The 20,337-nt window shown below is 58.0% G+C and carries 21 protein-coding genes; 9 read left to right on the top strand and 12 right to left on the bottom strand.

The genetic code is table 11. The annotated features are described in order from the left end of the window. Window positions 1-62 precede the first annotated feature (62 nt). Window positions 63-1,169: a TRAP transporter substrate-binding protein gene (locus G6N80_RS09715; protein ID WP_062555090.1), complete on the bottom strand. Its 1,107-nt coding sequence runs from the start codon at window positions 1,167-1,169 to the stop codon at window positions 63-65. A 250-nt stretch (window positions 1,170-1,419) separates the two neighbouring features. On the opposite strand from G6N80_RS09715, the gene mbfA reads away from it, so the two are divergent. Further along, window positions 1,420-2,403: an iron exporter MbfA gene (mbfA, locus tag G6N80_RS09710; RefSeq protein ID WP_165133375.1), complete on the top strand. Its 984-nt coding sequence runs from the start codon at window positions 1,420-1,422 to the stop codon at window positions 2,401-2,403. 75 nt (window positions 2,404-2,478) lie between these two features. Here mbfA and G6N80_RS09705 read toward each other — a convergent pair whose 3' ends face one another. After that, complete coding sequence (locus tag G6N80_RS09705; RefSeq protein ID WP_062555092.1) at window positions 2,479-3,096, bottom strand: transglutaminase-like cysteine peptidase; 618 nt, start codon at window positions 3,094-3,096, stop codon at window positions 2,479-2,481. A 142-nt stretch (window positions 3,097-3,238) separates the two neighbouring features. Beyond that, window positions 3,239-4,030, bottom strand: a complete 792-nt coding sequence (locus G6N80_RS09700) for an alpha/beta hydrolase (RefSeq protein WP_165133372.1) — start codon at window positions 4,028-4,030, stop codon at window positions 3,239-3,241. 183 nt (window positions 4,031-4,213) lie between these two features. Here G6N80_RS09700 and infC point away from each other — a divergent pair, with 183 nt between their 5' ends. From infC to pheT, 5 genes are all read left to right on the top strand, one after another. Then, window positions 4,214-4,750 (top strand): translation initiation factor IF-3, encoded by a 537-nt coding sequence (infC, locus tag G6N80_RS09695; RefSeq protein WP_082547206.1) that lies wholly within the window; start codon window positions 4,214-4,216, stop codon window positions 4,748-4,750. A gap of 193 nt (window positions 4,751-4,943) precedes the next feature. Beyond that, window positions 4,944-5,147, top strand: coding sequence for a 50S ribosomal protein L35 (gene rpmI, locus G6N80_RS09690; protein ID WP_062555095.1), 204 nt, complete (start codon window positions 4,944-4,946; stop codon window positions 5,145-5,147). 37 nt (window positions 5,148-5,184) lie between these two features. After that, entirely contained in the window at window positions 5,185-5,589 is a 405-nt protein-coding gene (rplT, locus tag G6N80_RS09685) for a 50S ribosomal protein L20 (protein ID WP_137134867.1), read from the top strand. 153 nt (window positions 5,590-5,742) lie between these two features. Next, window positions 5,743-6,828 (top strand): phenylalanine--tRNA ligase subunit alpha, encoded by a 1,086-nt coding sequence (pheS, locus tag G6N80_RS09680; protein WP_062555097.1) that lies wholly within the window; start codon window positions 5,743-5,745, stop codon window positions 6,826-6,828. Window positions 6,829-6,849: 21 nt separating this feature from the next. Then, complete coding sequence (pheT, locus tag G6N80_RS09675; protein ID WP_165133369.1) at window positions 6,850-9,276, top strand: phenylalanine--tRNA ligase subunit beta; 2,427 nt, start codon at window positions 6,850-6,852, stop codon at window positions 9,274-9,276. A gap of 39 nt (window positions 9,277-9,315) precedes the next feature. On the opposite strand, the gene G6N80_RS09670 is transcribed toward pheT, so the two are convergent. Beyond that, a complete protein-coding gene (locus tag G6N80_RS09670) occupies window positions 9,316-10,203 on the bottom strand; it encodes a helix-turn-helix transcriptional regulator (RefSeq protein WP_484456045.1) in 888 nt (295 codons plus the stop codon). A 167-nt stretch (window positions 10,204-10,370) separates the two neighbouring features. Here G6N80_RS09670 and G6N80_RS09665 point away from each other — a divergent pair, with 167 nt between their 5' ends. Together G6N80_RS09665 and G6N80_RS09660 are read left to right on the top strand one after the other, a co-directional pair. Continuing rightward, a complete protein-coding gene (locus G6N80_RS09665) occupies window positions 10,371-11,276 on the top strand; it encodes a DMT family transporter (RefSeq protein ID WP_165133367.1) in 906 nt (301 codons plus the stop codon). A gap of 89 nt (window positions 11,277-11,365) precedes the next feature. Continuing rightward, window positions 11,366-12,238, top strand: coding sequence for a PhnA-like protein (locus tag G6N80_RS09660; RefSeq protein WP_165133365.1), 873 nt, complete (start codon window positions 11,366-11,368; stop codon window positions 12,236-12,238). Between the two features lie 60 nt (window positions 12,239-12,298). On the opposite strand, the gene G6N80_RS09655 is transcribed toward G6N80_RS09660, so the two are convergent. The 4 genes from G6N80_RS09655 to G6N80_RS09640 all read right to left on the bottom strand — a co-directional run bounded on the left by G6N80_RS09655 (window position 12,299) and on the right by G6N80_RS09640 (window position 16,643). Next, on the bottom strand, window positions 12,299-14,026 hold the full coding sequence (locus tag G6N80_RS09655) for a methyl-accepting chemotaxis protein (protein ID WP_165133363.1): 1,728 nt from the start codon (window positions 14,024-14,026) through the stop codon (window positions 12,299-12,301). Window positions 14,027-14,220: 194 nt separating this feature from the next. Next, entirely contained in the window at window positions 14,221-15,216 is a 996-nt protein-coding gene (locus G6N80_RS09650) for an aldo/keto reductase (protein ID WP_165133361.1), read from the bottom strand. 30 nt (window positions 15,217-15,246) lie between these two features. Continuing rightward, the gene (locus G6N80_RS09645; protein ID WP_062555102.1) at window positions 15,247-15,693 is read right to left on the bottom strand and encodes a GNAT family N-acetyltransferase; all 447 of its coding nucleotides are present in this window, start codon (window positions 15,691-15,693) and stop codon (window positions 15,247-15,249) included. Next, window positions 15,693-16,643: an aldo/keto reductase gene (locus tag G6N80_RS09640; RefSeq protein WP_165133359.1), complete on the bottom strand. Its 951-nt coding sequence runs from the start codon at window positions 16,641-16,643 to the stop codon at window positions 15,693-15,695. The genes G6N80_RS09645 and G6N80_RS09640 overlap by 1 nt, the downstream gene beginning before the upstream one ends. Before the next feature lie 191 nt (window positions 16,644-16,834). On the opposite strand from G6N80_RS09640, the gene G6N80_RS09635 reads away from it, so the two are divergent. Further along, window positions 16,835-17,821: a Gfo/Idh/MocA family protein gene (locus G6N80_RS09635; RefSeq protein ID WP_062555104.1), complete on the top strand. Its 987-nt coding sequence runs from the start codon at window positions 16,835-16,837 to the stop codon at window positions 17,819-17,821. Here G6N80_RS09635 and G6N80_RS09630 read toward each other — a convergent pair. From G6N80_RS09630 to G6N80_RS09615, 4 genes are read right to left on the bottom strand one after another with little or no spacing between them, the layout of a single operon-like run. After that, window positions 17,818-18,213, bottom strand: coding sequence for a DUF4175 domain-containing protein (locus tag G6N80_RS09630; RefSeq protein ID WP_165133357.1), 396 nt, complete (start codon window positions 18,211-18,213; stop codon window positions 17,818-17,820). The genes G6N80_RS09635 and G6N80_RS09630 overlap by 4 nt on opposite strands. Then, entirely contained in the window at window positions 18,206-18,571 is a 366-nt protein-coding gene (locus tag G6N80_RS09625; RefSeq protein ID WP_165136996.1) for an EamA family transporter, read from the bottom strand. The genes G6N80_RS09630 and G6N80_RS09625 overlap by 8 nt, the downstream gene beginning before the upstream one ends. Before the next feature lie 5 nt (window positions 18,572-18,576). Continuing rightward, window positions 18,577-19,275, bottom strand: coding sequence for a class I SAM-dependent methyltransferase (locus G6N80_RS09620; protein ID WP_165133355.1), 699 nt, complete (start codon window positions 19,273-19,275; stop codon window positions 18,577-18,579). Then, window positions 19,272-20,264, bottom strand: coding sequence for a glycosyltransferase (locus G6N80_RS09615; RefSeq protein ID WP_165133353.1), 993 nt, complete (start codon window positions 20,262-20,264; stop codon window positions 19,272-19,274). Before G6N80_RS09615 ends, G6N80_RS09620 begins: the two co-directional genes overlap by 4 nt. Window positions 20,265-20,337: the final 73 nt, after the last annotated feature.

Genomic DNA, 20,337 nt, shown 5'->3' with positions numbered 1-20,337 from the left:
TTGATCGAATTCCTCTCTGAAGAACGCGGCGACGCCTCGCCGCGTTCTTTTTCATGTGAAGATTACAGCGTGCCTTTGCGCTGCTGCATCATCATGAAGGTATCAAAGCTGTAGTCTGCGATCTGCATCCAGAGATAGCCATCCTTTTTGAAGGCCTGCTGGCTGTCATAGATCTTCTTGAAATTCTCATTCTTGGCCGAGATTTCGGCATAGGTTTCCTGTGCGGCCTTGTAGCATACATCCATGATGTCCTGGCTGAAGGGCTTCAGGACGGCGCCCTGAGCCACCAGTTCGCGCAGTGCCTTGGCATTCAGCGCGTCGTAACGCTCCAGCATCAGCGCGTTCACGCGTGCGCAAGCATCCGTCAGAATACGCTGATAGCTCTTCGGCAGCGCATTGAACTTCTCGCGGTTGAAGAATGCATGAACCGTCGGGCCGCCTTCCCAGAAGGCCGGGTAGTAGTAGTACTTCGCAACCTTGTAGAAGCCGAGCTTGTGATCGTCATAAGGACCGACGAATTCCGTCGCGTCGATTGTGCCCTTTTCCAGAGCGGCATAGACATCGCCACCAGCGATTTGCTGCGGGGTGACGCCGACCTTTGTCAGAACCTGACCGGCCAGACCTGCGATGCGCATCTTCAGACCTTTCAGGTCGTCGACGGTCTTGATTTCCTTGCGGAACCAGCCGCCCATCTGCGCGCCCGTATTGCCAGCAGGCAGGGCATAAAGATTATGACCGGCTAGAAACTGGTTGAGCAGATCGTTGCCGCCGCCCACTGTGAACCATGAATTCGTCAGCCGCGCATTGAGGCCGAAGGGAATGGCCGTGCCCAGTGCGAATGTCGGGTCCTTGCCGACGTAATAATAGGCGCAGGTATGCGCCATCTCGACCGTTCCGGAAGAAACTGCATCGGCTGCCTGAAGCGGTGGAACGATTTCACCCGCCGCATAGGTCTGGATCTTGAACTTGCCGCCTGTTGCTTCGGATACGCTTTTGGCGATTTCCGTCGCGCTTTCAAACAGAACGTCCAGGCTCTTCGGGAAGGAGGACGTCAGGCGCCAAGTGATTTCCGGATTTTCCTGGGCGATTGCCGGGGCTGCCAGGGCGGTTGCGGCGGCGGCGCCAATGCCGGCAGTACCAGCTTGGCGAAAGAATGCTCTGCGGTTCATGAAATCAATGCCTTCACATCAGTAATGCAGGTGAGTCTCGCTCACATCGAGCTCTGCTAAAACATTTTGTTGCTGATGTCGCAAGTTGGAAATGACAGAAGTTACGCGTGTACCGTGCGTTCGCGACAGTTCCTTTCGCTCTCTCTGCAGGCACTGGTCGCAATGCCGCAGACCATACGTCGCACCGCAGCATCTTGCTTTCTTCTCACAGAAGACTAAGATTAGAATAATTCTAAAGAAGGTGGCTACCATGTTTGACTTGTTCCGGGGCTCGGGCCGGCGTCCGTTCGAAAGCCTGAGCGAAGACGAGATTCTTGCCCTGGCAATTTCGTCTGAAGAAGAGGACTCTCGCATCTATCTGTCCTACGCGCGGGCTCTGCAGGAACAGGCGCCGGCTTCGGCGAAGGTTTTCCGGGACATGGCGGAAGTCGAGCAGACGCACCGCAACATGCTGATCAATCAGTTTCGTCAGAGGTTTGGTGAGGAAATTCCGCTGATCCGGCGCGAGCATGTGCGTGGCTTTTATCAACGCAAGCCTGATTGGCTTGTGAAGAATTTGTCACTCGAAAAGATCCGTGCGCAGGCTGAACTCATGGAACAGCAGGCCTATAATTTTTACGTGGAAGCGCAAAAGCGTGTGACCGATGCCTCCACCCGGCAACTGCTCGGCGATCTTGCTCTTGCGGAACAGGGGCACAGCGATATTGCGCACATGCTGGGCGAGAAACATACGCCTGATGAAGTACGCGATGAGGAAGCCGCGGGCGAACGCCGGCAGTTCATTCTGACCTATGTTCAGCCCGGTCTCGCGGGGCTGATGGACGGCTCCGTCTCAACGCTGGCGCCGATTTTTGCTGCAGCCTTTGCCACGCAGGATACCTGGCAAACCTTCCTTGTTGGTCTTTCGGCCTCGGTCGGTGCCGGTATCTCGATGGGTTTCACGGAAGCCTCGCATGATGACGGAAAGCTTTCCGGTAGAGGCTCACCGCTCAAGCGCGGCCTTGCCTGCGGCATCATGACCACCATTGGTGGCCTGGGTCATGCGCTTCCCTACCTGATCCCGCATTTCTGGACGGCCACCATCGTCGCCGCCATTGTGGTGTTCATCGAACTCTGGGCCATTGCCTTCATCCAGAACAAATATATGGAAACGCCGTTCATGCGTGCAGTCTTCCAGGTTGTTTTTGGCGGTTCGCTGGTTCTTGCTGCCGGTATCCTCATCGGAAATTCGTAAGCACAGCCGGGTCGGACGCTTCAACGAAAAAGGCCGGGCAAATGCCCGGCCTCCAAAGGCTGGAAGCGCAAATTCTCAGCGCAATGCGCCGACGACCACTTCGCGGCCATCCTCGATCGATACCCAGCGTCCCGTGTTGAAGGACGCCTGGCGCTTGAGGAACGTGTAGGGCGTGTCGCTCCAGAGCTTGACCTCGTCGGAAAGATTGTCGAGCACGAAGTCACCTTCTGATGTGCGGACGGTCAGGACCGCATGACCTTCGCCATCAGGCTTGCGGACGACGGTGATCAGGAGGTCCGCGAGCGAGAAGCCCTTGTCCTTCAGTTCCTTGCGCTTCTGGAGCGCGTAATCTTCACAATCGCCAGCCGTCACCGGATAGGCCCAATATTCTTCGCGGCCATAGACTTCCATGTCCGTGCGGGCTTCAATGCGATGGTTCACCGAGAAATTGATCTGCTGGATCATTTCCCAGCCATACTCCGTAACCTTTGGCGCGGGAGTCGATGCAAAACGCTGATCGCACTCGGCAGGCAGGCGCTGGCAGAATTCATAATGGCCGATCGGCTGGGAGGTAATACCACCCACGATCATTTGTGCCGAAGATGTGCGTGGTGCCGGAACAGCCGCTGAAGCCGACACAAGCACAGTCGCGAGGATCACGGCCAATTGCCGTGCCTTCTGGGCATACATCATGAACCCGTCCCTTCAAATCCTAACGAAACGTTAAGATCGTCTGGGGGCCGGTGTCAATTATGAACGAAAGATTAACAAGCTTGCTCGTAATTTATGGTTAAGATCGATTCATTTCAGCAACATCTAATGTTGCGGCTGGAAATCAGATCAATCCGATGATTGCTGCCCGCATACGCTCGATATCCTGCGGTCGGGACAGGCGGTGATCACCGTCGCGGATCAGTGTCAGAACGACGTCATCAGCAGGCAGGAATTCCACGAGCTTCAGAGCATGCTGGAATGGGACATCCGCATCCTTCATGCCTTGCAGAATGTGAACCGGGCAGCCCGTTTCGATGATGCCGGTCAGAACGCGATTGCTGAAGCCGTCCTCCATCAGATCACGCGTAAAGATATTCGGCTCAGGACTATATTCAGAGTGCTCTTCGAAAAAGCCGCGCTCCTGGAGCGACTGGCGTTCGGTCTCGCTGAGCGCAGGCTCGATAAGGTCATGCGTGAAGTCGGGCGCCGGAGCGATGAGGAAGAGGCCCTTTATCGCGATCTCGCTTTGCTTGCGAAGTTCCTGAAGCGCTCGCAGGGCAATCCACCCGCCCATCGAGGATCCGATAAGGATGACGTCTCTGGCCGGATAAGCCTTGATGACGGCGAGTGCTTCCTCCAGCCAGCGCGAGATCGTGCCGTCGCGAAACGCGCCTCCAGAAACGCCATGGCCGGAATAGTCGAAACGCAAGGACGGCAGGCCGAGCTCTCCCGCCAGCCGCTCCATTTCCAGAGCCTTCGTGCCGCTCATGTCTGACCGGTACCCGCCGAGCCAGACGAGCATGGGGGAATCGGCTGCTCGCCCCTGTCGGTGAACCAGCGCGATCTGCCGGGCTTCTCCGCCCTCACCGACGGTGATGTGGGTGCTTTTTTCGGGCGCGACCGGCAGATTCATGGCTCATTCTCCTTCAAACAGATGCACCTATAAAACAGATTCGTAAAAACGCGGCACTAGGTGATTTATTGGCGACACTATGCTATTGACTTCGGAGCAGCGTTGACGAAATTGCCCTTTCATTGCGCCACGAGCGCAAGGGCCGCCGCTGCGACCCTTTAATTATTCGAGGAGAATACGACCATTCGCAGACCATTCAAGACCGACGCTCCTGTCAAAGACGGACCGCGCTCTAACCGGGAAATCCGCATTCCTCGCGTCCAGCTGATCGACGCAGAGGGTCAAAACCTCGGCATCGTGCCGACAGACCAGGCGCTGAGAATGGCCGAGGAGGCAGGTCTCGATCTCGTCGAGATCTCTCCGAACACCGAGCCGCCGGTCTGCAAGATTCTCGATCTCGGCAAGCTGAAGTATGCCAACCAGAAAAAGGCTGCCGAAGCACGCAAGAAGCAGAAGATCGTCGAAATCAAAGAAATCAAGATGCGTCCGAACATCGACACTCATGACTATGAGGTGAAGATGAAGGCCATCCTTCGGTTCTTCGAAGATGGCGACAAGGTCCGCGTCACGCTTCGTTTCCGTGGTCGCGAAATGGCGCACCAGGAACTCGGTATGAAGCTTCTTCTTCAGGTCAAGGAAGATACCGCGGCAATCGCCAAGGTTGAAGCCGAGCCGAAGCTGGAAGGCCGCCAGATGATGATGGTTCTGGCACCGCGCTGATCGGTGCCTTTCCATCCTGTGCCGGTCCATTTGCAGCCGCGCACGCAATTCTGTTCACCCCCATTGCGCTTTTACCGGTCTGTCGGTATAAGCGCGCGTCCGAACGGTCCGGCAGGGCATGCCGTGGCCGTTTTTGAATAGCTTGAAGCCAGCCTCATCAGCCAGCTTCGATACAAGAATACGGAGTAGCAAAATGCCCAAGATGAAGACGAAATCGTCCGCCAAGAAGCGGTTCAAGGTCACTGCGACGGGCAAGGTTCTCGCCGCTGCTGCTGGCAAGCGCCACGGCATGATCAAGCGTTCCAACAAGTTCATCCGCGATGCTCGCGGTACGATGGTTCTGGCCGAAGCTGACGGCAAGAAGGTCATCAAGAACTACCTGCCAAACGGTCTCTGAGACCATTTCGCTTTCGGAACATTAAGGAGATCATGACATGGCACGCGTAAAACGTGGCGTAACCTCACGCGCAAAGCACACCAAGACCCTGAAGGCCGCAAAGGGCTTCTACGGTCGTCGTAAGAACACCATCCGCGCCGCAAAGGCAGCTGTCGATCGTTCGCGTCAGTTCGCAACGCGCGACCGTCGCGTCAAGAAGCGCAACTTCCGCGCTCTGTGGATCCAGCGTATCAACGCTGCTGTCCGCGAATTCGGCCTGACCTATGGTCGTTTCATCGACGGCTTGAACAAGGCTGGCATCGAAGTGGACCGCAAGGTTCTGTCTGACATGGCAATCCATGAGCCGGCAGCATTCGGCGCTCTCGTCGAAGCTTCCAAGAAGGCGCTCGCCTACCTCAAGGATGCCGGTACGGCAAACGAGTTTGAAAGCGCGGTTCGTTAACCAGCGCTTCCCAAGCTTCACGAGCTTCATTGATTTGGGAAACCCGCGCTGGTTTGGGCTGGCGCGGGTTTTTCATTTGACCGTTACGACCACATGTCGCAAGCAGCGATCCAAACCTGTCTGCTCACTGCCCGGCATCAAACGGAAATCATCATGTCCGATCTGGAAAACCTGAAATCCTCGCTTCTGGCTGAAATCAACGATGCGTCCGACGAGGCGACCCTGGAAGGCGTTCGCGTTTCGGCGCTGGGCAAGAAAGGCTCCGTCTCCGAACTGCTGAAGACGCTGGGGTCGATGAGCCCGGAAGAGCGCCAGACTCGCGGTGCTGCCATCAATGCCTTGAAGACCGAGGTGACGGAGGCGTTGAACGCGCGCAAGACTGTGCTGCGCGACGCCGCCATCAACGCCCGGCTTGCAGCGGAGACGCTGGATGTAACCCTGCCGGTGCGCTCTTCGCCCGCCGAGCGTGGACGCATTCACCCGATCAGCCAGATCGTCGATGAAATCACCGCCATCTTTGCAGATATGGGTTTTTCGATCGCGGAAGGTCCGGATATCGAGACCGACTATTACAATTTCACGGCGCTGAACTTCCCGGAGGGTCACCCGGCCCGCGAGATGCACGACACCTTCTTTCTCCCGACGGACGAGAAGGGTGAGCGCAAGGTTCTGCGCACGCACACCTCGCCTGTGCAGGTGCGCACCATGGAAGCCCAGAAGCCGCCGATCCGCATCATCATTCCTGGCAAGACCTACCGTCAGGACAGCGATGCCACCCATTCGCCCATGTTCCACCAGGTGGAAGGCCTGGTCGTCGACAAGAAGAGCCATGTCGGTAACATGCGCTGGATCCTCGAAGAGTTCTGCAAGGCCTTTTTTGAGGTGGACAGCGTCACCATGCGCTTTCGCCCCTCCTTCTTCCCGTTCACCGAACCCAGCTTCGAGGTGGATATCCAGTGTGACCGTTCTTCCGGCCCGATCGTCAAGTTCGGCGAGGGAACTGACTGGATGGAAATCCTCGGCTGCGGCATGGTTCACCCGAATGTCCTGCGTGCCGGCGGTCTAGATCCCGACGAGTATCAGGGCTTTGCCTGGGGCATGGGGCTCGACCGCATCGCCATGCTGAAATACGGCATGCCGGACCTGCGTGACTTCTTCAACGCGGACGTGCGCTGGATGAGCCACTACGGGTTCCGTCCGCTCGACATGCCGACACTGTTCGGCGGTTTGAGCCAGTAATTCAGCACGGAGGATAAACATATGAAATTCACGCTCTCCTGGCTGAAGGAACATCTGGACACCAATGCCTCGTTGGAAGAGGTCTGCGAGCGCTTGACGGCGATCGGCCTCGAAGTCGAGGATGTTGATGATCGCGCAGCTTACAAGCCTTTCGTCATTGCCAAGGTTGTTTCCGCTGAAAAGCACCCCTCCGCTGACCGGCTGAAGGTACTGATGGTCGATACGGGCGATGGCAAGCCGGTTCAGGTCGTCTGCGGCGCGCCGAATGCCCGCGCTGGCCTTGTCGGCGCTCTGGCACGCCCGGGCACCTATGTGCCGGGTATCGATGTGACGCTCGCTGTCGGCAATATTCGCGGCGTCGAAAGCCATGGCATGATGTGCTCCGAAAAGGAGCTGAACATCTCCGATAATCATGACGGCATCATCGATCTGCCGGAAGATGCTCCGGTCGGTCAGACCTTTGCATCCTTTGCGGGGCTCGATGATCCGGTCATCGAGATCAACCTCACGCCTAATCGCCCGGATTGCACGAGCGTATTCGGTATCGCCCGCGATCTGGCCGCCTCTGGTCTCGGCACGCTGAAGCAGCCAAAGGCACCCAGCTTCAAGGTGGACGGGGAAACTCCGGTCGAAGTCTCCATTGATCTCGACGACGAGAGCCTGTGCCCCGGTTTCGCGCTGCGCCTTGTCCGCGGCGTGAAGAATGGCCCGAGCCCTGCCTGGATGCAGCAGCGTCTGAAGGCGATCGGTCTTCGTCCAATCAATGCGCTGGTCGACATCACCAACTATATGACCTTCGACCAGGGTCGCCCCATGCACGTTTTCGATGCGGCCAAGGTGAAGGGCAATCTCACCGTTCGCCGTGCGACGGAAGGAGAGGAAATCCTTGCGCTCGATACGCGTACCTACAAGCTCTCGTCGAACAATGTGATTATCGCCGATGATAACGGCGTCGAATCCATCGGCGGCATCATGGGCGGCGAGCATTCCGGCTGCGATGAAAACACGGTGGATGTGCTGATTGAGTCGGCCTTGTGGGATCCGATCAACATCGCCAAGTCCGGCCGTGCGTTGGGCATCATCACTGATGCCCGCTATCGTTTCGAGCGCGGCGTGGATCCCGAATACATGATGCCGGGTCTTGAGCGCACCACCGAACTGGTGCTGGAGCTGTGCGGGGGCACCGCTGCAAAGGCGCGTGTTTCCGGCTACAAGGGACATGATCGCAAGCTTGTGGACTTCCCCTTCTCGGAAGTGAAACGCCTGACCGGCCTCAACGTTTCCGTTGAGGAGAGCCGTCAGATCCTGACTGGTCTCGGCTTCGAGATCCTCTCCGGCGACGAAGAGCGCGTGCAGGTCGCTGTGCCTTCCTGGCGTCCCGATGTCGATGGCAAGGCGGATCTCGTGGAAGAGGTCATGCGCGTCCACGGTGTCGACAACATCAAGCCGGAACCGCTTGCTGCGAAGGACACGGTCAATGCGCGTATCCTGACCACGCTGCAGATCCGTACCCGTGTTGCCAAGCGCGCGCTTGCCTCGCGCGGCATGCTGGAAGCTGTCACCTGGTCCTTCATCCCGGAAGATCAGGCGAAGCTGTTCGGTGGTGGAAGCCCGGCATTGAAGCTGGTCAATCCGATTGCAGCCGATATGTCGGACATGCGTCCATCGCTACTGCCCGGTTTGCTGACTGCCGCCCAGCGCAACGCCGACAAGGGTTATGGCGACGTGGCGATCTTCGAGGTATCGGGCACCTATGAGGGCGATACACCCGAAAAGCAGCGTCGCGTTGCCGGTGGCATTCGCCGCGGCACGGCCTCGCTTTCCGGTTCAGGCCGTTTATGGTCCAACGCAGCCAAGGGTGGCGGAAAGCCGGTCGATGTGTTCGATGCAAAGGCAGATGCCTTGGCTGTTCTCGAAGCGTGCGGCATGCCGATGGCGAATGTGCAGGTCGAGCAGGGCGGTCCATCCTGGTATCATCCGGGTCGTTCCGGCACGATAAAGATGGGCCCGAAAGTGGTGCTTGGGCACTTCGGTGAATTCCATCCGAACACGCTGTCGGCTCTGGATGTCTCCGGCGCACTGGCCGGCTTCGAGGTCTATCTGGATGTCATGCCGGAACCGAAGAAGAAGGCAACCCGCACCAAGGCTGCTCTCGAACTGTCACCCTTCCAGATGGTGAAGCGCGACTTCGCCTTCGTGGTCGAGAAAGCCGTGGATGCTGGCTCCATCATCAAGGCTGCCACGAGTGCCGACCGCAAGCTCATCACCGGTGTCAACGTTTTCGACGTGTTCGAAGGTGCATCTCTTGGCGAAGGCAAGAAGTCCATCGCGATCGAGGTTCTGATCCAGCCGACGGACAAGACCCTGACGGATGAGGATTTTGACGCGCTGACGAAGAAGATTGTCGGCAATGTCGAGAAGACAACAGGCGGCGTTCTTCGCGCTTGATCAAATTAGGCGGGTCGGCAGTCAGTGAGGCTGCCGACTTCAGCTGCCTGGTAGCTCGCAAGCTATGCCATTGGCCATCAGGCGGTAGGCCAATGGCGTCATTCCCGTCATTGTCTTGAAGGCGCGTGTGAGGTGGCTCTGGCTGCTGAAACCGCAGGCAGTGGCGATCTGGGCAATGGGCTCAGCCCCGGTCAGCATCAGCCGTGCCCTTTCCATCCGGCGATTGAGCAAATAGCCGTAGGGGCTGATACCACAACTCTGCTTGAACATCCGTTGCAGATGGAATTCGCTGAGGTCCGCAACCGCGGCGAGATCGCGCAGCGAAATCTGGCTCTGCAGATGCGCCTCGATGTAGTCGAGCAGGCGACGGCGGATATGTGCTGCAAGACCACCGCGCAACTGTCGCAGGTTGTGATCGCCGTATCGATGATCGCTGAAGAGATGCTGCACCGTCGATACGATGGCCTGTTCTGCCAGGATCCGGTTGTCGCTCTGGAGCGCCGTTGCAAGCCTACCCAGACCATCGGCAATACGAGGCGCGTCCTCGAAGGTCGCTTCCGGGAGAAGCATCAGCCGTGCGTCCCGATCGAAGATCTCCGAGAACAATCGTTTCAGTTCGTCGTCGGCAAGATAGAGATGGACGAAGTCAAAGCGGTCCGTGATTTCCCATTCCGAAGATGCGCCCTGCGGCATGATGCACACCGCGCCAGGCCGCCCGGATAATCTTTTGCCGTCGACCCGCCGGGTTCCGTCGCCGCCACGCAGATAACAGCTGAAGGCATGGCCGTCAGGCCGTTCATAGCGCATCCGGTCATGACTGTTGCTCCACAGCGCTGCTGCCCTGCCGCTACCCATATCGAGAGCGCCCAGGCTCACAGCCCGGGAGGAAGCAGACAGGGAACCAAAAACGGATGCAGTGTTCAGCATGGCAAGCTCAGTGGTGGCAGGCCTTATTCCTACAATTGAAAGCGGCTGCCTGACCATGGAAAATGTGCTGCAATCTGGACGCAAAGAGAGATCGCCGCAAGATCCTGCAAGAGCGAGCCTCTTTCGGTGCGTTAGGGTTTGCCCTGAAGTCTCATTCAGGTGCCATCATGACCAATCTGCTGCTTTTCTCCTCCACCGTGCTCATCTGGGGAACGACCTGGATTGCGATTGCGCTGCAGATCGGGCCTGTTCCGGTGCTGGTGTCCGTTTTCTACCGTTTCGCCCTCGCTGCCCTCATTCTTGTTGGGGCGCTCGTGCTCTCTGGCCGGTTGAAGGTTCCGACACTCCAGCAGCAGCCTTTCGTGGTCGTTCAGGCGCTATCACTCTTCTGCTGCAACTTTCTTTGCTTTTATCATGCGGCTGCCTATGTGCCGTCAGGACTGATCTCCGTCGTCTTCTCTCTGGCCACCGTCTATAATGCCGTGAATGCCAGGATCTTTTTCGGCGATCCCATCAAATCACGGACGCTCGTTGCAGCTGCTTTGGGTGTGGCAGGCCTTTGCCTGCTTTTTGGACCGGATGTGTTTCTGGCGGTCAAGCCGGACAGCTGGAAGGGTATAGCGCTCTCGGCTCTTGGAACGCTCTTCTTTTCCTTTGGCAACATGGCGTCGCGCCGCAATAGTGCCGCTGGTCTCTCGCCCATCACGGCCAATGCCTGGGGCATGACATACGGATCTCTGGCCTTGCTGTTTCTGGTTGCTGTCACGCAAACACCTGTCGTCGCGCCGCCGGACAGAACCTACATGGCTGCACTGATCTATCTCTCGGCGATCGGCTCAGTCGTAGGTTTCACAACCTATCTCATGCTGGTCTCGCGTCTCGGCTCACAGAAGGCGGCCTATGCAACGGTTCTCTTTCCCGTCGTGGCACTGACATTGTCGAGCATCTTCGAGGATTATCACTGGACATGGCCGGGGGTTTTCGGCCTCTGCCTGACGCTCGCCGGAAATGCCGTGATGTTCGCCAAGGTCCCGCTTACCCTTCGCACGCGAGAGAAAGAAAGAATAGCCTAGAAGATTCTGCGTTATGTGGCGGGAACCAACAGTCTAATTCGTCGTTCCTGAGCGCCGTGACAGTCACGGTGGTTCCAGGAGTGTCGAATATGACAGATTTCACTTCAACCCATCCCGTCTCATCCACCCATCGCGAAGGTCTTCTGTTAAACTCTGCCAGAAGTTGTTCCTGGGGCGCAATATTCGCTGGCGTTGCAATTGCAATCTCCTCGCAATTTGTGCTGAACCTACTCGGAGCAGGCATCGGGACAGCCATTATCAACCCCGTCGGCCAGAGCGCGCCTGATGCCTCAACGGTCTCGACAACATCCGCCATCTGGTTTGTCGTCTCTGCCGTCATTTCCGTATTTTTGGGCGCTTATGTTGCCGGTCGGCTGTCACATCGCATTCCCCGGAGCGGTGGTCTGCATGGCCTGACCGTCTGGGCAGCGACGACTATACTGTTGCTCTATCTCGTAACGACGTCGATTGGCGCACTCGTTTCCGGTGCCTTCGGAGGAGTCTCCACCATTCTCAGCGGAACGGGCTCGACGATTGCGACAGCTGCAACCGCCGCCGCACCATCCATCGCCAATGCCACCAATCCCCTGCAAAGCATCGAACAGCAGGTTCGCAACGTCAGCGGCGGAAATGACCCCGCAGCGCTGCGTGATGCGGCCGTTGCTTCCATGCAGGCTCTGCTCACGGGTGATGCCGCGAAGCAGGAAGAGGCCCGCAACCGTGCTGCCGATGCCTTGGCCAAGGCGCAGAACATCTCTGTCGATGATGCCCGCCAACAGGTCACGCAGTACGAGCAGCAGTACCGTCAGTCCGTTGAACAGGCGAAGCAGGCCGCAGCCAAGGCCGCAACAGAAGCATCCGCTGCATTTTCCAAGGGTGCACTGATGTCTGCCCTGGCGCTGGTCATTGGTGCCCTTGCCGGTTTCCTCGGCGGTTCGCTTGGTGGCCGCGTGCGCGCCTGATCAAAATCATTTCCTCCCAAGGGAAGGGGCTGGGCGACACGCGTCGCCCGGCCTTTTTTGTCAGGATGCCTGACGCAGCTGACCAATCCGGCGGGCGCGTTCTTCCGGTGTCCAGATCTCGCGCTTGTCTTCGCGTTGAGTGCCGCGCCTGTTCAGCTTGAACCGCGAAACCAGCTCGGTCAGGACGGCGGTGCCGTCCGACAGCGATTGGCTGATTTGGGTCGAATGCGCGACCATTTCGGCATTCGCCTTGGCCATACGATCGACATCCATAACCGAATTATTGATCTCGTCCAGTGCTAGCGCTTCCTCGGCAGAGGAGGTGGCGACGCCATCGACGTTGCGGTCGATCGCTTCCACGAAGCTTTCGATCTCCTGCAATGCCCTGCCTGTCTCACCGACCAGCCGGACGCCATCTTTCACTTCGTCCGCTGACGTGCTGACCAGCGTCTTGATTTCCTTTGCAGCGCTTGCGGAACGTTGCGCAAGCTCCCGTACCTCCTGCGCCACGACGGCAAAGCCCTTGCCGGCGTCACCGGCCCGGGCAGCTTCTACCCCGGCATTGAGAGCCAGCAGGTTTGTCTGGAAGGCGATTTCGTCGATCACCCCGATGATCTTGCCGATCTCGTTCGAGGCCGCCTCGATGCGCTCCATGGCGCTCACCGTGTTGCGAACCACCTCGACGGATGAAGCCGCAGCCAGACGCGCATCGCTTGCAAGCTTTCGTGTTTCGCGCGTGCGTTCGGTGGCGGAGCGAACATTCGATGTCGCCTGGGCAAGCGCGGTGGCCGTGTTTTCCAGAGCGGCAACCTGCTGGCGCGTGCGGGCAGACAGTTCTTCGGCAGACTTGCTCATGGCCTCGCCGTTTTCCATCAGGAATTCGGTCTGGTTGAGCACGCCGGAAAGGGTTTGCTGGAAGGCACCGATTGAACTGTTGAAGTCCTGTCGCAGGGGTTCGAATTCGGCACTGAAGGCGTTGTCGAGTGTCATGCGAATATTGCATTCGGCAAGGCGGTGCAGGCCGGCGCCGAGTTCTTCAATGACGCGAACCCGTTCCGAAACATCCGTTGCAAACTTGACCACTTTTAGCACTTTGCCATCGCGGTCGACGATCGGGTTGTAGGACGCCTGAATGTTGACGCGCTTTCCGCCTTTGCCAAAACGGGTGAATTGGTCCGCGATGAAAGCACCAGTGCCCAGCGTTTCCCAGAACTCGCGATAATCGCGGGAAGCGGCGTAGTCGCGGTCGCAGAACATTGAGTGGTGTCGACCAATGATCTCTTCGCGCGAATAGCCCATGGCGTGCAGGAAGTTTGAATTCGCCTCGATGATCTCGCCGGTCGGCGTAAATTCGATGATGGCCTGGGCACGATCCAGTGCTGCCAGCTTTCCCTCCGCATCCAGCGTCCGGAGCTTTTGTGTCGTGATATCCGTCGCGAACTTCACGACCTTGAACGGCTTTCCGCCGCGATAGACCGGGTTGTAGGAGGCTTCGATCCAGATTTCCCGGCCACCTTTCGCCACGCGCTTGTATTGACGCTGGTCGAAACGACCCTCTGCAAGACCCGACCAAAACTGTTTGTATTCGCGGGATCCAGCCTCGGCAGGCAGCACGAACATTCGATGATGCTGCCCAACGATGTCCGACAGCTGATATCCCATGGCGTTGAGGAAGTTCTCGTTCGCGTGCAGGATCCGACCGCTGAGGTCGAACTCGATGATTGCCTGCGAGCGGTTGAGCGCTGCGAGGACAGACCGCGCATCGCCGCCAAGATCAAAAATGGACATGAAAGCCTCATAGGCTGAAAGGAAACTAACTGTCAGAAAATAAAGAGTAAGATTTTACTAATCTCTTAAAATCGAGAGGCTCATGTCAGAAATCATCGATGAATTTCAACATTTTGGCGCCTCGCCCATCGCCTGAATGAAGGACAGTACTCCGGAAGATTTATACCCTCCCGGAGTACGATGCAGCGGTTGTGCTACTTGTTGGCCATCTTCGCCATGCTCTCCGGATAGCGTTCGCCCTTGACCTTGGAGGGAGCCAGCAGGTCACCCAGTTCGGCCAGTTCCTGCGCAGACAAATCGATATCTGCTGCGGCGATATTCTTCTCAAGATTGGCAATTTTCGTGGTGCCGGGAATTGGCACGATGAAATCGCCCTGCGCCAGCACCCAGGCTAAAGCCAGTTGACCTGCGGAAACATCTTTCTTCGCGGCCATCTCTTCAAGCAGATGAACCAGCGCAAGGTTCGCATCGAAATTCTCGCCCTGGAAACGAGGAAGACCACGGCGGAAATCATTTTCAGCAAGGCCATCAAGGTTCTTGAGCGCGCCGGTCAACGCCCCTCGACCGAGTGGCGAGAACGGAACGAAGCCGATACCGAGTTCCCTGCAGGTATCCAGAACACCGTTTTCCTCGGGGTCACGAGTCCACAGGGAATACTCGCTCTGGATGGCGGCGATGGGATGGACGGCATGTGCCCGCTTGAGCGTTGCGGCGCTCGCCTCGGAAAGTCCGAGTGCCCGCACCTTGCCTTCCTTCACGAGTTCCGCCATGGCGCCGACGGTTTCCTCGATCGGGACATCCGGATCGACGCGGTGCTGATAAAGCAGGTCGATCACCTCGACGCCAAGCCGCTTGAGGGAAGCTTCCGCCACTTGCCGCACATGGTCCGGGCGGCTGTCGACGCCTGAAGGGCGTGCGGCCTTTGCTTCATCGCCGATGGTGAAGCCGAACTTGGTCGCGATCAGCACCTTGTCTCGGTAGGGCTTGAGACCCTTGCCCACCAGTTCCTCATTGGTGAACGGTCCATAGACTTCCGCCGTGTCGAACAGCGTCACGCCCAGTTCCACGGCGCGTGCCAGCGTCTTGATAGAAGCCTGCTCGTCGATCACGGGTGTATAGGCATGGGTCATGCCCATGCAGCCCAGCCCGAGAGCGGAGGTTTCCAGGGATCCAAGTTTTCTCTTCTGCATGGTCTAACCCTTCCGGTTGACGGCTCGGCCTTAGCCGATCGTGATGCGATATCTGATATGCCCGTCCGACTGGACGAAGCTGTCATAGAGTTTCCGCGCCGTGACATTCGTCTCGGCTGTGTGCCAATAGAGCCGGGACCAACCATTGGCTTTCGACAGATCGACCAGATCCTGCAACAGCGCGCGCCCCACGCCTTTGCCGCGCTGGCTTGCATCGACAAACAGGTCTTCGAGATAGAGATCCTTGCCGAGAATCCATGTGCCTTCATGGGTCAGGCAAAGCGCGAAGCCTTCGACGCGCCCATCGACCTCTGCAACTTGCATGAAGATGCTGCTATCGGGACTGAGCGCCTTGGAAAATGTCGAGGCCGTGATCTCGTCCGAAACCGTGACCTGATAAAAATCCAGATAGCTGGCCCAGAGTTCGCGAAAGCGCGCCTCATCGCCAGCCGTGGCATTGCGGATCAAGATGCCCATCAGAGACCGGCCTCGTTCAAGCGCGCCATCTGGTCGGCAGACAATTGAAGCGAGCCCGCGGCCACGATCGATTCCAGCTGTCGCAGGGATGTTGCAGAGGCAATCGGTGCGGTGATTCCGGGCCGTGCCGCCACCCAGGCGATCGCGATGCTGGCCGCAGACGCATTGGTTTCGACCGAGATCTCATCCAGCGCCGCCAGGATACGCATTCCCTTGTCGTTGAGGTAATCGGCGACGCGGTAGGAGCGCGCCACACCCTCGGTATCCTTCTTTTCACGATACTTGCCGGTCAAAAATCCCGCAGCCAGTGCATAGTAGCTGATGACGCCGATCTCCTCACGCTGGCAGAGGTCCGCAAGCTCTCCCTCGAATTTCTCGCGGGTGTAGAGATTGTATTCCGGCTGAAGCACGTCGTAGCGCGGTAGGCCCTTGCTGGCAGCAGCGTCGAGCGAGGCCTGCAACTGCGTCGCATCATAGTTCGAGCACCCGATGGCGCGCACCTTCCCGGCCTGTTTCAGCTTTGCGAAGGCCTCCAGGCTCTCCTCGACAGGAACTTCGGCATCCGGCTTGTGGGCCAGATAGAGATCGACATAGTCGGTTCCGAGCCGCTTCAGGGAAGCGTCGATCGCCTGCTCGATCCACCCCTTGGAAAGCCCTGTCTTCTGGCCGCGATTATCGAAGCCGACCTTGGTGACGATGATGGCCTTGTCACGGCTGACGCTTCCGCGCTTCAGCCACCTGCCAATGACCTCTTCGCTCTCGCCGCCCTTGTGACCATCGACCCAGGCCGAATAGACATCGGCGGTATCAATGGTGTTGAAGCCCGCGTCGAAGAAGCGATCGAGCAGGTCGAAGGATGTCTTCTCGTCGGCGGTCCAGCCAAAGACATTACCGCCGAAAACGACAGGGGCGATCGAAAGGCCTGTGCGGCCAAGGGCGCGGTGTTGCATGAAATCTGCTCCTGGGATTCAATGGATAGGTGGGGGATATGGAGCAACGCTATCCTGATGGAAGGTCATGCACCAATCAAAAGGCGTTATGGAGGATCACGGAAATAAATCGATTGGATTGAGGTCCGAACAGCAATTGCATCCGTCTCATGCGGTTCGTAAGGTAGACCGAAAATAGTGAGGAGATCCCCATGTTCCGTTTCGGAATCCTGTCCACCGCCCGTATCGGTCAGAATGCTGTCATTCCCTCCATTCAGGATGCGGAGAATGCGGTCGTCAGCGCGATTGCCAGCCGCGACATAACCCGCGCCCGTGCCATGGCGGACCGATTTTCAGTGCCGCATGCCTTTGGTTCCTATGAGGAAATGCTGGCATCCGATTTAATCGATGCCGTCTATATACCGCTGCCCACCAGTCAGCATGTGGAATGGACCATCAAGGCGGCAGAAGCGGGCAAGCATGTGCTGTGCGAAAAGCCGATTTCCTTGAAGGCCAGTGAAATCGACAGGCTTATCGAGGCAAGAGATCGCAACAAGGTGCTGATCTCGGAAGCCTTCATGATCACCTATGCCCCCGTGTGGCACAAGGTGCGGGACCTTCTGCGCAATGAGGCCATCGGGCGTCTGCGCCACGTGCAGGGTGCGTTCAGCTATTTCAACCGCGATCCCTCCAACATGCGAAACATTCCGGAGTTGGGCGGCGGTGGCTTGCCGGATATCGGCGTCTATCCGACCATGGCAACCCGTTTCGCCACCGGCAAGGAGCCATTGCGGGTTCAGGCCACGACGGAGCGTGATCCGGAGTTCGGAACCGACATTTATTCCAGCGTGAAAGCCGATTTCGGAGATTTCGATCTGACCTTCTATACCGCGACCCAGATGGCCGCCCGCCAGATCATGGTGTTCCACGGCACCAAGGGCTTCATCGAGGTCAAGTCGCCGTTCAATGCGGATCGTTACGGGGCCGAAGAGGTCGAGTTGACTGACCAGGGTCACGGACGCTCAGAGGTCTTTCGCTTCCAGGATAGCAGGCAGTACAAGCGTCAGGCAGAGGCCTTCGCTCGCGCCGCAACCGGCAACCAGGCCGAGGTGGTCACGCTGGAAAGCTCGCGTGCCAACCAGCAATTCATCGATGCCATCTATCGCGCAAGCGAACACGACGGCTGGGAAAAGGTCTAGTTTTGTCCGTCTGGTCGCTGGAAACGGCGTATTCGCTTCAGGCCGAAGGCAAGAAACGCCAGAGAGCCGAGCCACGACAAGACGAGATGGACGACCGGCTGAACAATCGGTGCTCTTTCGCTCAAGACAACGAATAGCCCCGTATTGAGGACAACGGTGATGACAACGAGCGGCCAGAGACCGGGCCGCTCGACAAAGGCGCGTGGTGGCTTGCCGAAACCGGTGAGCAGGCGAATGGCCTGGGCAATCCCGTAAGCCAGGACGAGCGACATGAGCCGCGAGACGACTAGGCCTTGCATGCTTGTATCGAGGACCATGAAGAGCAGCAGGTCGGCAAGCACTGTAACACCGGCCATGACCAGCCAGTCTGTTCTCTGGCGCTGTTCAGACATTGATGGTCAGCAATCCCGCAATGATCAGCAAAGCTCCCACAGCGTATCGTAGGCTCAAGGGCTCGCCGAAGAAGATTTGCGCCAGCACCGGCACAAAGCAGAAGGTGAGGCCCATGAAGGAATAGGCGATCGTCAGCGGCACCGATTTGAGCACATAGATCCAGATGATGGTGCCGAGCCCGTAAAGAACAAGGGCTGTGATAAGGATAGGGTTCAGCGCCAGTGACAGGAGGCCGTTGACCGAAAAGGAACCCGCGGTCTGGCTCGTCATCTTGAAGAGCACCTGGCCCATGGCGATCATCAGCGGGGTGCCGATAAGCCCGAGCCAGAGTACCGGTGTGAGGCTGGAAAAATCCATCACGCTCAGCCTTCTCTGTCTTCCAGGTAGAAGATGTCACGCCCGATATCTTCGCACATATAGCGTAACGGGACCGGGTGGACGGCGCGCAGGAAGGAGTGCGTATAGGGGAAGAAGTTGAAGTGCGGATTGAACGTGTAGCGATATTCCCGTTCGCGCGGCACGACGATGATCAGACGCTTGCGCGCAATCCGGCGAAGCTCTGCAATGGCTTGCCGATACTCCAGCACATGCTCGATAACATGCGTACACACTACCGTATCGAACTCACCATCGGCAAAGGGCAGCGCTTCAATCTTGGCGGCCACATACTCGACACCCGGCAAGGCCGCCGCATCATCTATGACGAAGTCGACACCCGTCATGCGGGCAAGATCCGGGTTGCCTGCCTTTATATGCGTCAACAGCGCGCCCGTACCGCAACCGACATCGCAGACACTCGATCCGGCAATTTCGCTGACAATGCGTCGGATGCAGGCATCGGAATTATCCGTGCCAGCATGCACACGCGGATGATTGCGGTAAAGCTCGGCATATTCATCCGCTGTCAGGAAAGGCGCGCGTTCGCGAAATCTGGCAAGGTGCGAGATGTGTGAGCCCCATGCACTCTGCGCAAGCCAGAGAAACAATCTGGAATCCCGCAAGATAGGCGGCAGGATGTCTTCGATGACGAAGCGGATCTTGTTGGTCGTTTCGCGCTTCATGCGGCGTCCCGCTTCACATCAGTGGCGGCAACCGGGGAGCGTTGTCGTTCGGAAAACAGGGAAGGCAGATTGATGTAGTTCAGCCGAAGCACTTCGTTTCGGCCTCGTGCAACCGAATCCAGGATCACGCCCGCTGCGAAGGAGACGAAGCCCAGACCATAAAGGCTGAGGGAGAAAACCCAGGTCGGCATGCGCGGAACGAGGCCCGTCTTGAAATATTCGATGAGAACCGGTGCCGAGAACAGCAGGCCCGCGCAGCAGAAGAGGGCCGCAATCACTGCGAAGAAGGCAAACGGACGCGTTTCCTTCATCAGCATGGCGAACATTCGAAGAATGCGAAAGCCATCCCGAAATGTGGAGAGCTTCGAAAACGACCCCTCCGGCCGCCGCCCGTAATCCAGTTCAAGCTCCGTCACCGGCAGCTTCAGGCGGGAGGCGTGAACGGACATTTCCGTTTCGATCTCGAAGCCGCCGGAAACTGCCGGAAAGCTTTTGACGAAACGCCGCGTGAAGATCCTGTAGCCCGAAAAGATATCGGTGAAATCCGAGCCGAACATCTGCCGGTAGAGAAGATTGAACAGCCGGTTGCCCGCTGCATGCCCCTGGCGGCCTGCGTCGGCATGCACCCCGCGACGGGTTCCAACAACCATGTCGACGCGCTCGGTCAATAGCGTTCGGACCAGTTCGTCGGCATCTTCCGGTGCGTAGGTGCCGTCGCCATCTGCCATGATGTAGAGATCGGCTTCGATGTCTGCAAACATGCGGCGCACCACATGCCCCTTGCCCTGACGCCGCTCACGGCGAACCTCGGCGCCTGCCAGCATGGCCGCGAGTGCCGTGCCATCGGTAGAATTGTTATCGTAGACGTAGATCCGGGCGGAGGGGAGAGCAGATTTGAAACCCTGGACGACGGATGCGATGGTGGAAGCCTCGTTGAAGCAAGGCAGAAGGACGGCGATCTTCAGTTCGCCCGATGCGGCATCATCCATGATCTGTTCTACTCGGTACACTGCAAATGGAGGCGACGCCGGAAGAAGGGCCGGGTACTCGCGCTTTACTATT

This window comes from Rhizobium rhizoryzae (assembly GCF_011046895.1).
Classification (GTDB): Bacteria; Pseudomonadota; Alphaproteobacteria; order Rhizobiales; family Rhizobiaceae; genus Neorhizobium; species Neorhizobium rhizoryzae.
Note: the sequence above shows the minus strand (reverse complement) of the source record. Positions and strands in the feature narration are given on the sequence as shown.

What these genes read in the sequence shown, in the direction of transcription:
- G6N80_RS09715 (WP_062555090.1), bottom strand. Translation starts at nt 1,169, where the DNA reads ATGAACCGCAGAGCATTCTTTCGCCAAGCTGGTACTGCCGGCATTGGC.
- mbfA (WP_165133375.1), top strand. Translation starts at nt 1,420, where the DNA reads ATGTTTGACTTGTTCCGGGGCTCGGGCCGGCGTCCGTTCGAAAGCCTG.
- G6N80_RS09705 (WP_062555092.1), bottom strand. Translation starts at nt 3,096, where the DNA reads ATGATGTATGCCCAGAAGGCACGGCAATTGGCCGTGATCCTCGCGACT.
- G6N80_RS09700 (WP_165133372.1), bottom strand. Translation starts at nt 4,030, where the DNA reads ATGAATCTGCCGGTCGCGCCCGAAAAAAGCACCCACATCACCGTCGGT.
- rpmI (WP_062555095.1), top strand. Translation starts at nt 4,944, where the DNA reads ATGCCCAAGATGAAGACGAAATCGTCCGCCAAGAAGCGGTTCAAGGTC.
- rplT (WP_137134867.1), top strand. Translation starts at nt 5,185, where the DNA reads ATGGCACGCGTAAAACGTGGCGTAACCTCACGCGCAAAGCACACCAAG.
- pheS (WP_062555097.1), top strand. Translation starts at nt 5,743, where the DNA reads ATGTCCGATCTGGAAAACCTGAAATCCTCGCTTCTGGCTGAAATCAAC.
- pheT (WP_165133369.1), top strand. Translation starts at nt 6,850, where the DNA reads ATGAAATTCACGCTCTCCTGGCTGAAGGAACATCTGGACACCAATGCC.
- G6N80_RS09670 (WP_484456045.1), bottom strand. Translation starts at nt 10,203, where the DNA reads ATGCTGAACACTGCATCCGTTTTTGGTTCCCTGTCTGCTTCCTCCCGG.
- G6N80_RS09665 (WP_165133367.1), top strand. Translation starts at nt 10,371, where the DNA reads ATGACCAATCTGCTGCTTTTCTCCTCCACCGTGCTCATCTGGGGAACG.
- G6N80_RS09660 (WP_165133365.1), top strand. Translation starts at nt 11,366, where the DNA reads ATGACAGATTTCACTTCAACCCATCCCGTCTCATCCACCCATCGCGAA.
- G6N80_RS09655 (WP_165133363.1), bottom strand. Translation starts at nt 14,026, where the DNA reads ATGTCCATTTTTGATCTTGGCGGCGATGCGCGGTCTGTCCTCGCAGCG.
- G6N80_RS09650 (WP_165133361.1), bottom strand. Translation starts at nt 15,216, where the DNA reads ATGCAGAAGAGAAAACTTGGATCCCTGGAAACCTCCGCTCTCGGGCTG.
- G6N80_RS09645 (WP_062555102.1), bottom strand. Translation starts at nt 15,693, where the DNA reads ATGGGCATCTTGATCCGCAATGCCACGGCTGGCGATGAGGCGCGCTTT.
- G6N80_RS09640 (WP_165133359.1), bottom strand. Translation starts at nt 16,643, where the DNA reads ATGCAACACCGCGCCCTTGGCCGCACAGGCCTTTCGATCGCCCCTGTC.
- G6N80_RS09635 (WP_062555104.1), top strand. Translation starts at nt 16,835, where the DNA reads ATGTTCCGTTTCGGAATCCTGTCCACCGCCCGTATCGGTCAGAATGCT.
- G6N80_RS09630 (WP_165133357.1), bottom strand. Translation starts at nt 18,213, where the DNA reads ATGTCTGAACAGCGCCAGAGAACAGACTGGCTGGTCATGGCCGGTGTT.
- G6N80_RS09625 (WP_165136996.1), bottom strand. Translation starts at nt 18,571, where the DNA reads ATGGATTTTTCCAGCCTCACACCGGTACTCTGGCTCGGGCTTATCGGC.
- G6N80_RS09620 (WP_165133355.1), bottom strand. Translation starts at nt 19,275, where the DNA reads ATGAAGCGCGAAACGACCAACAAGATCCGCTTCGTCATCGAAGACATC.
- G6N80_RS09615 (WP_165133353.1), bottom strand. Translation starts at nt 20,264, where the DNA reads ATGGATGATGCCGCATCGGGCGAACTGAAGATCGCCGTCCTTCTGCCT.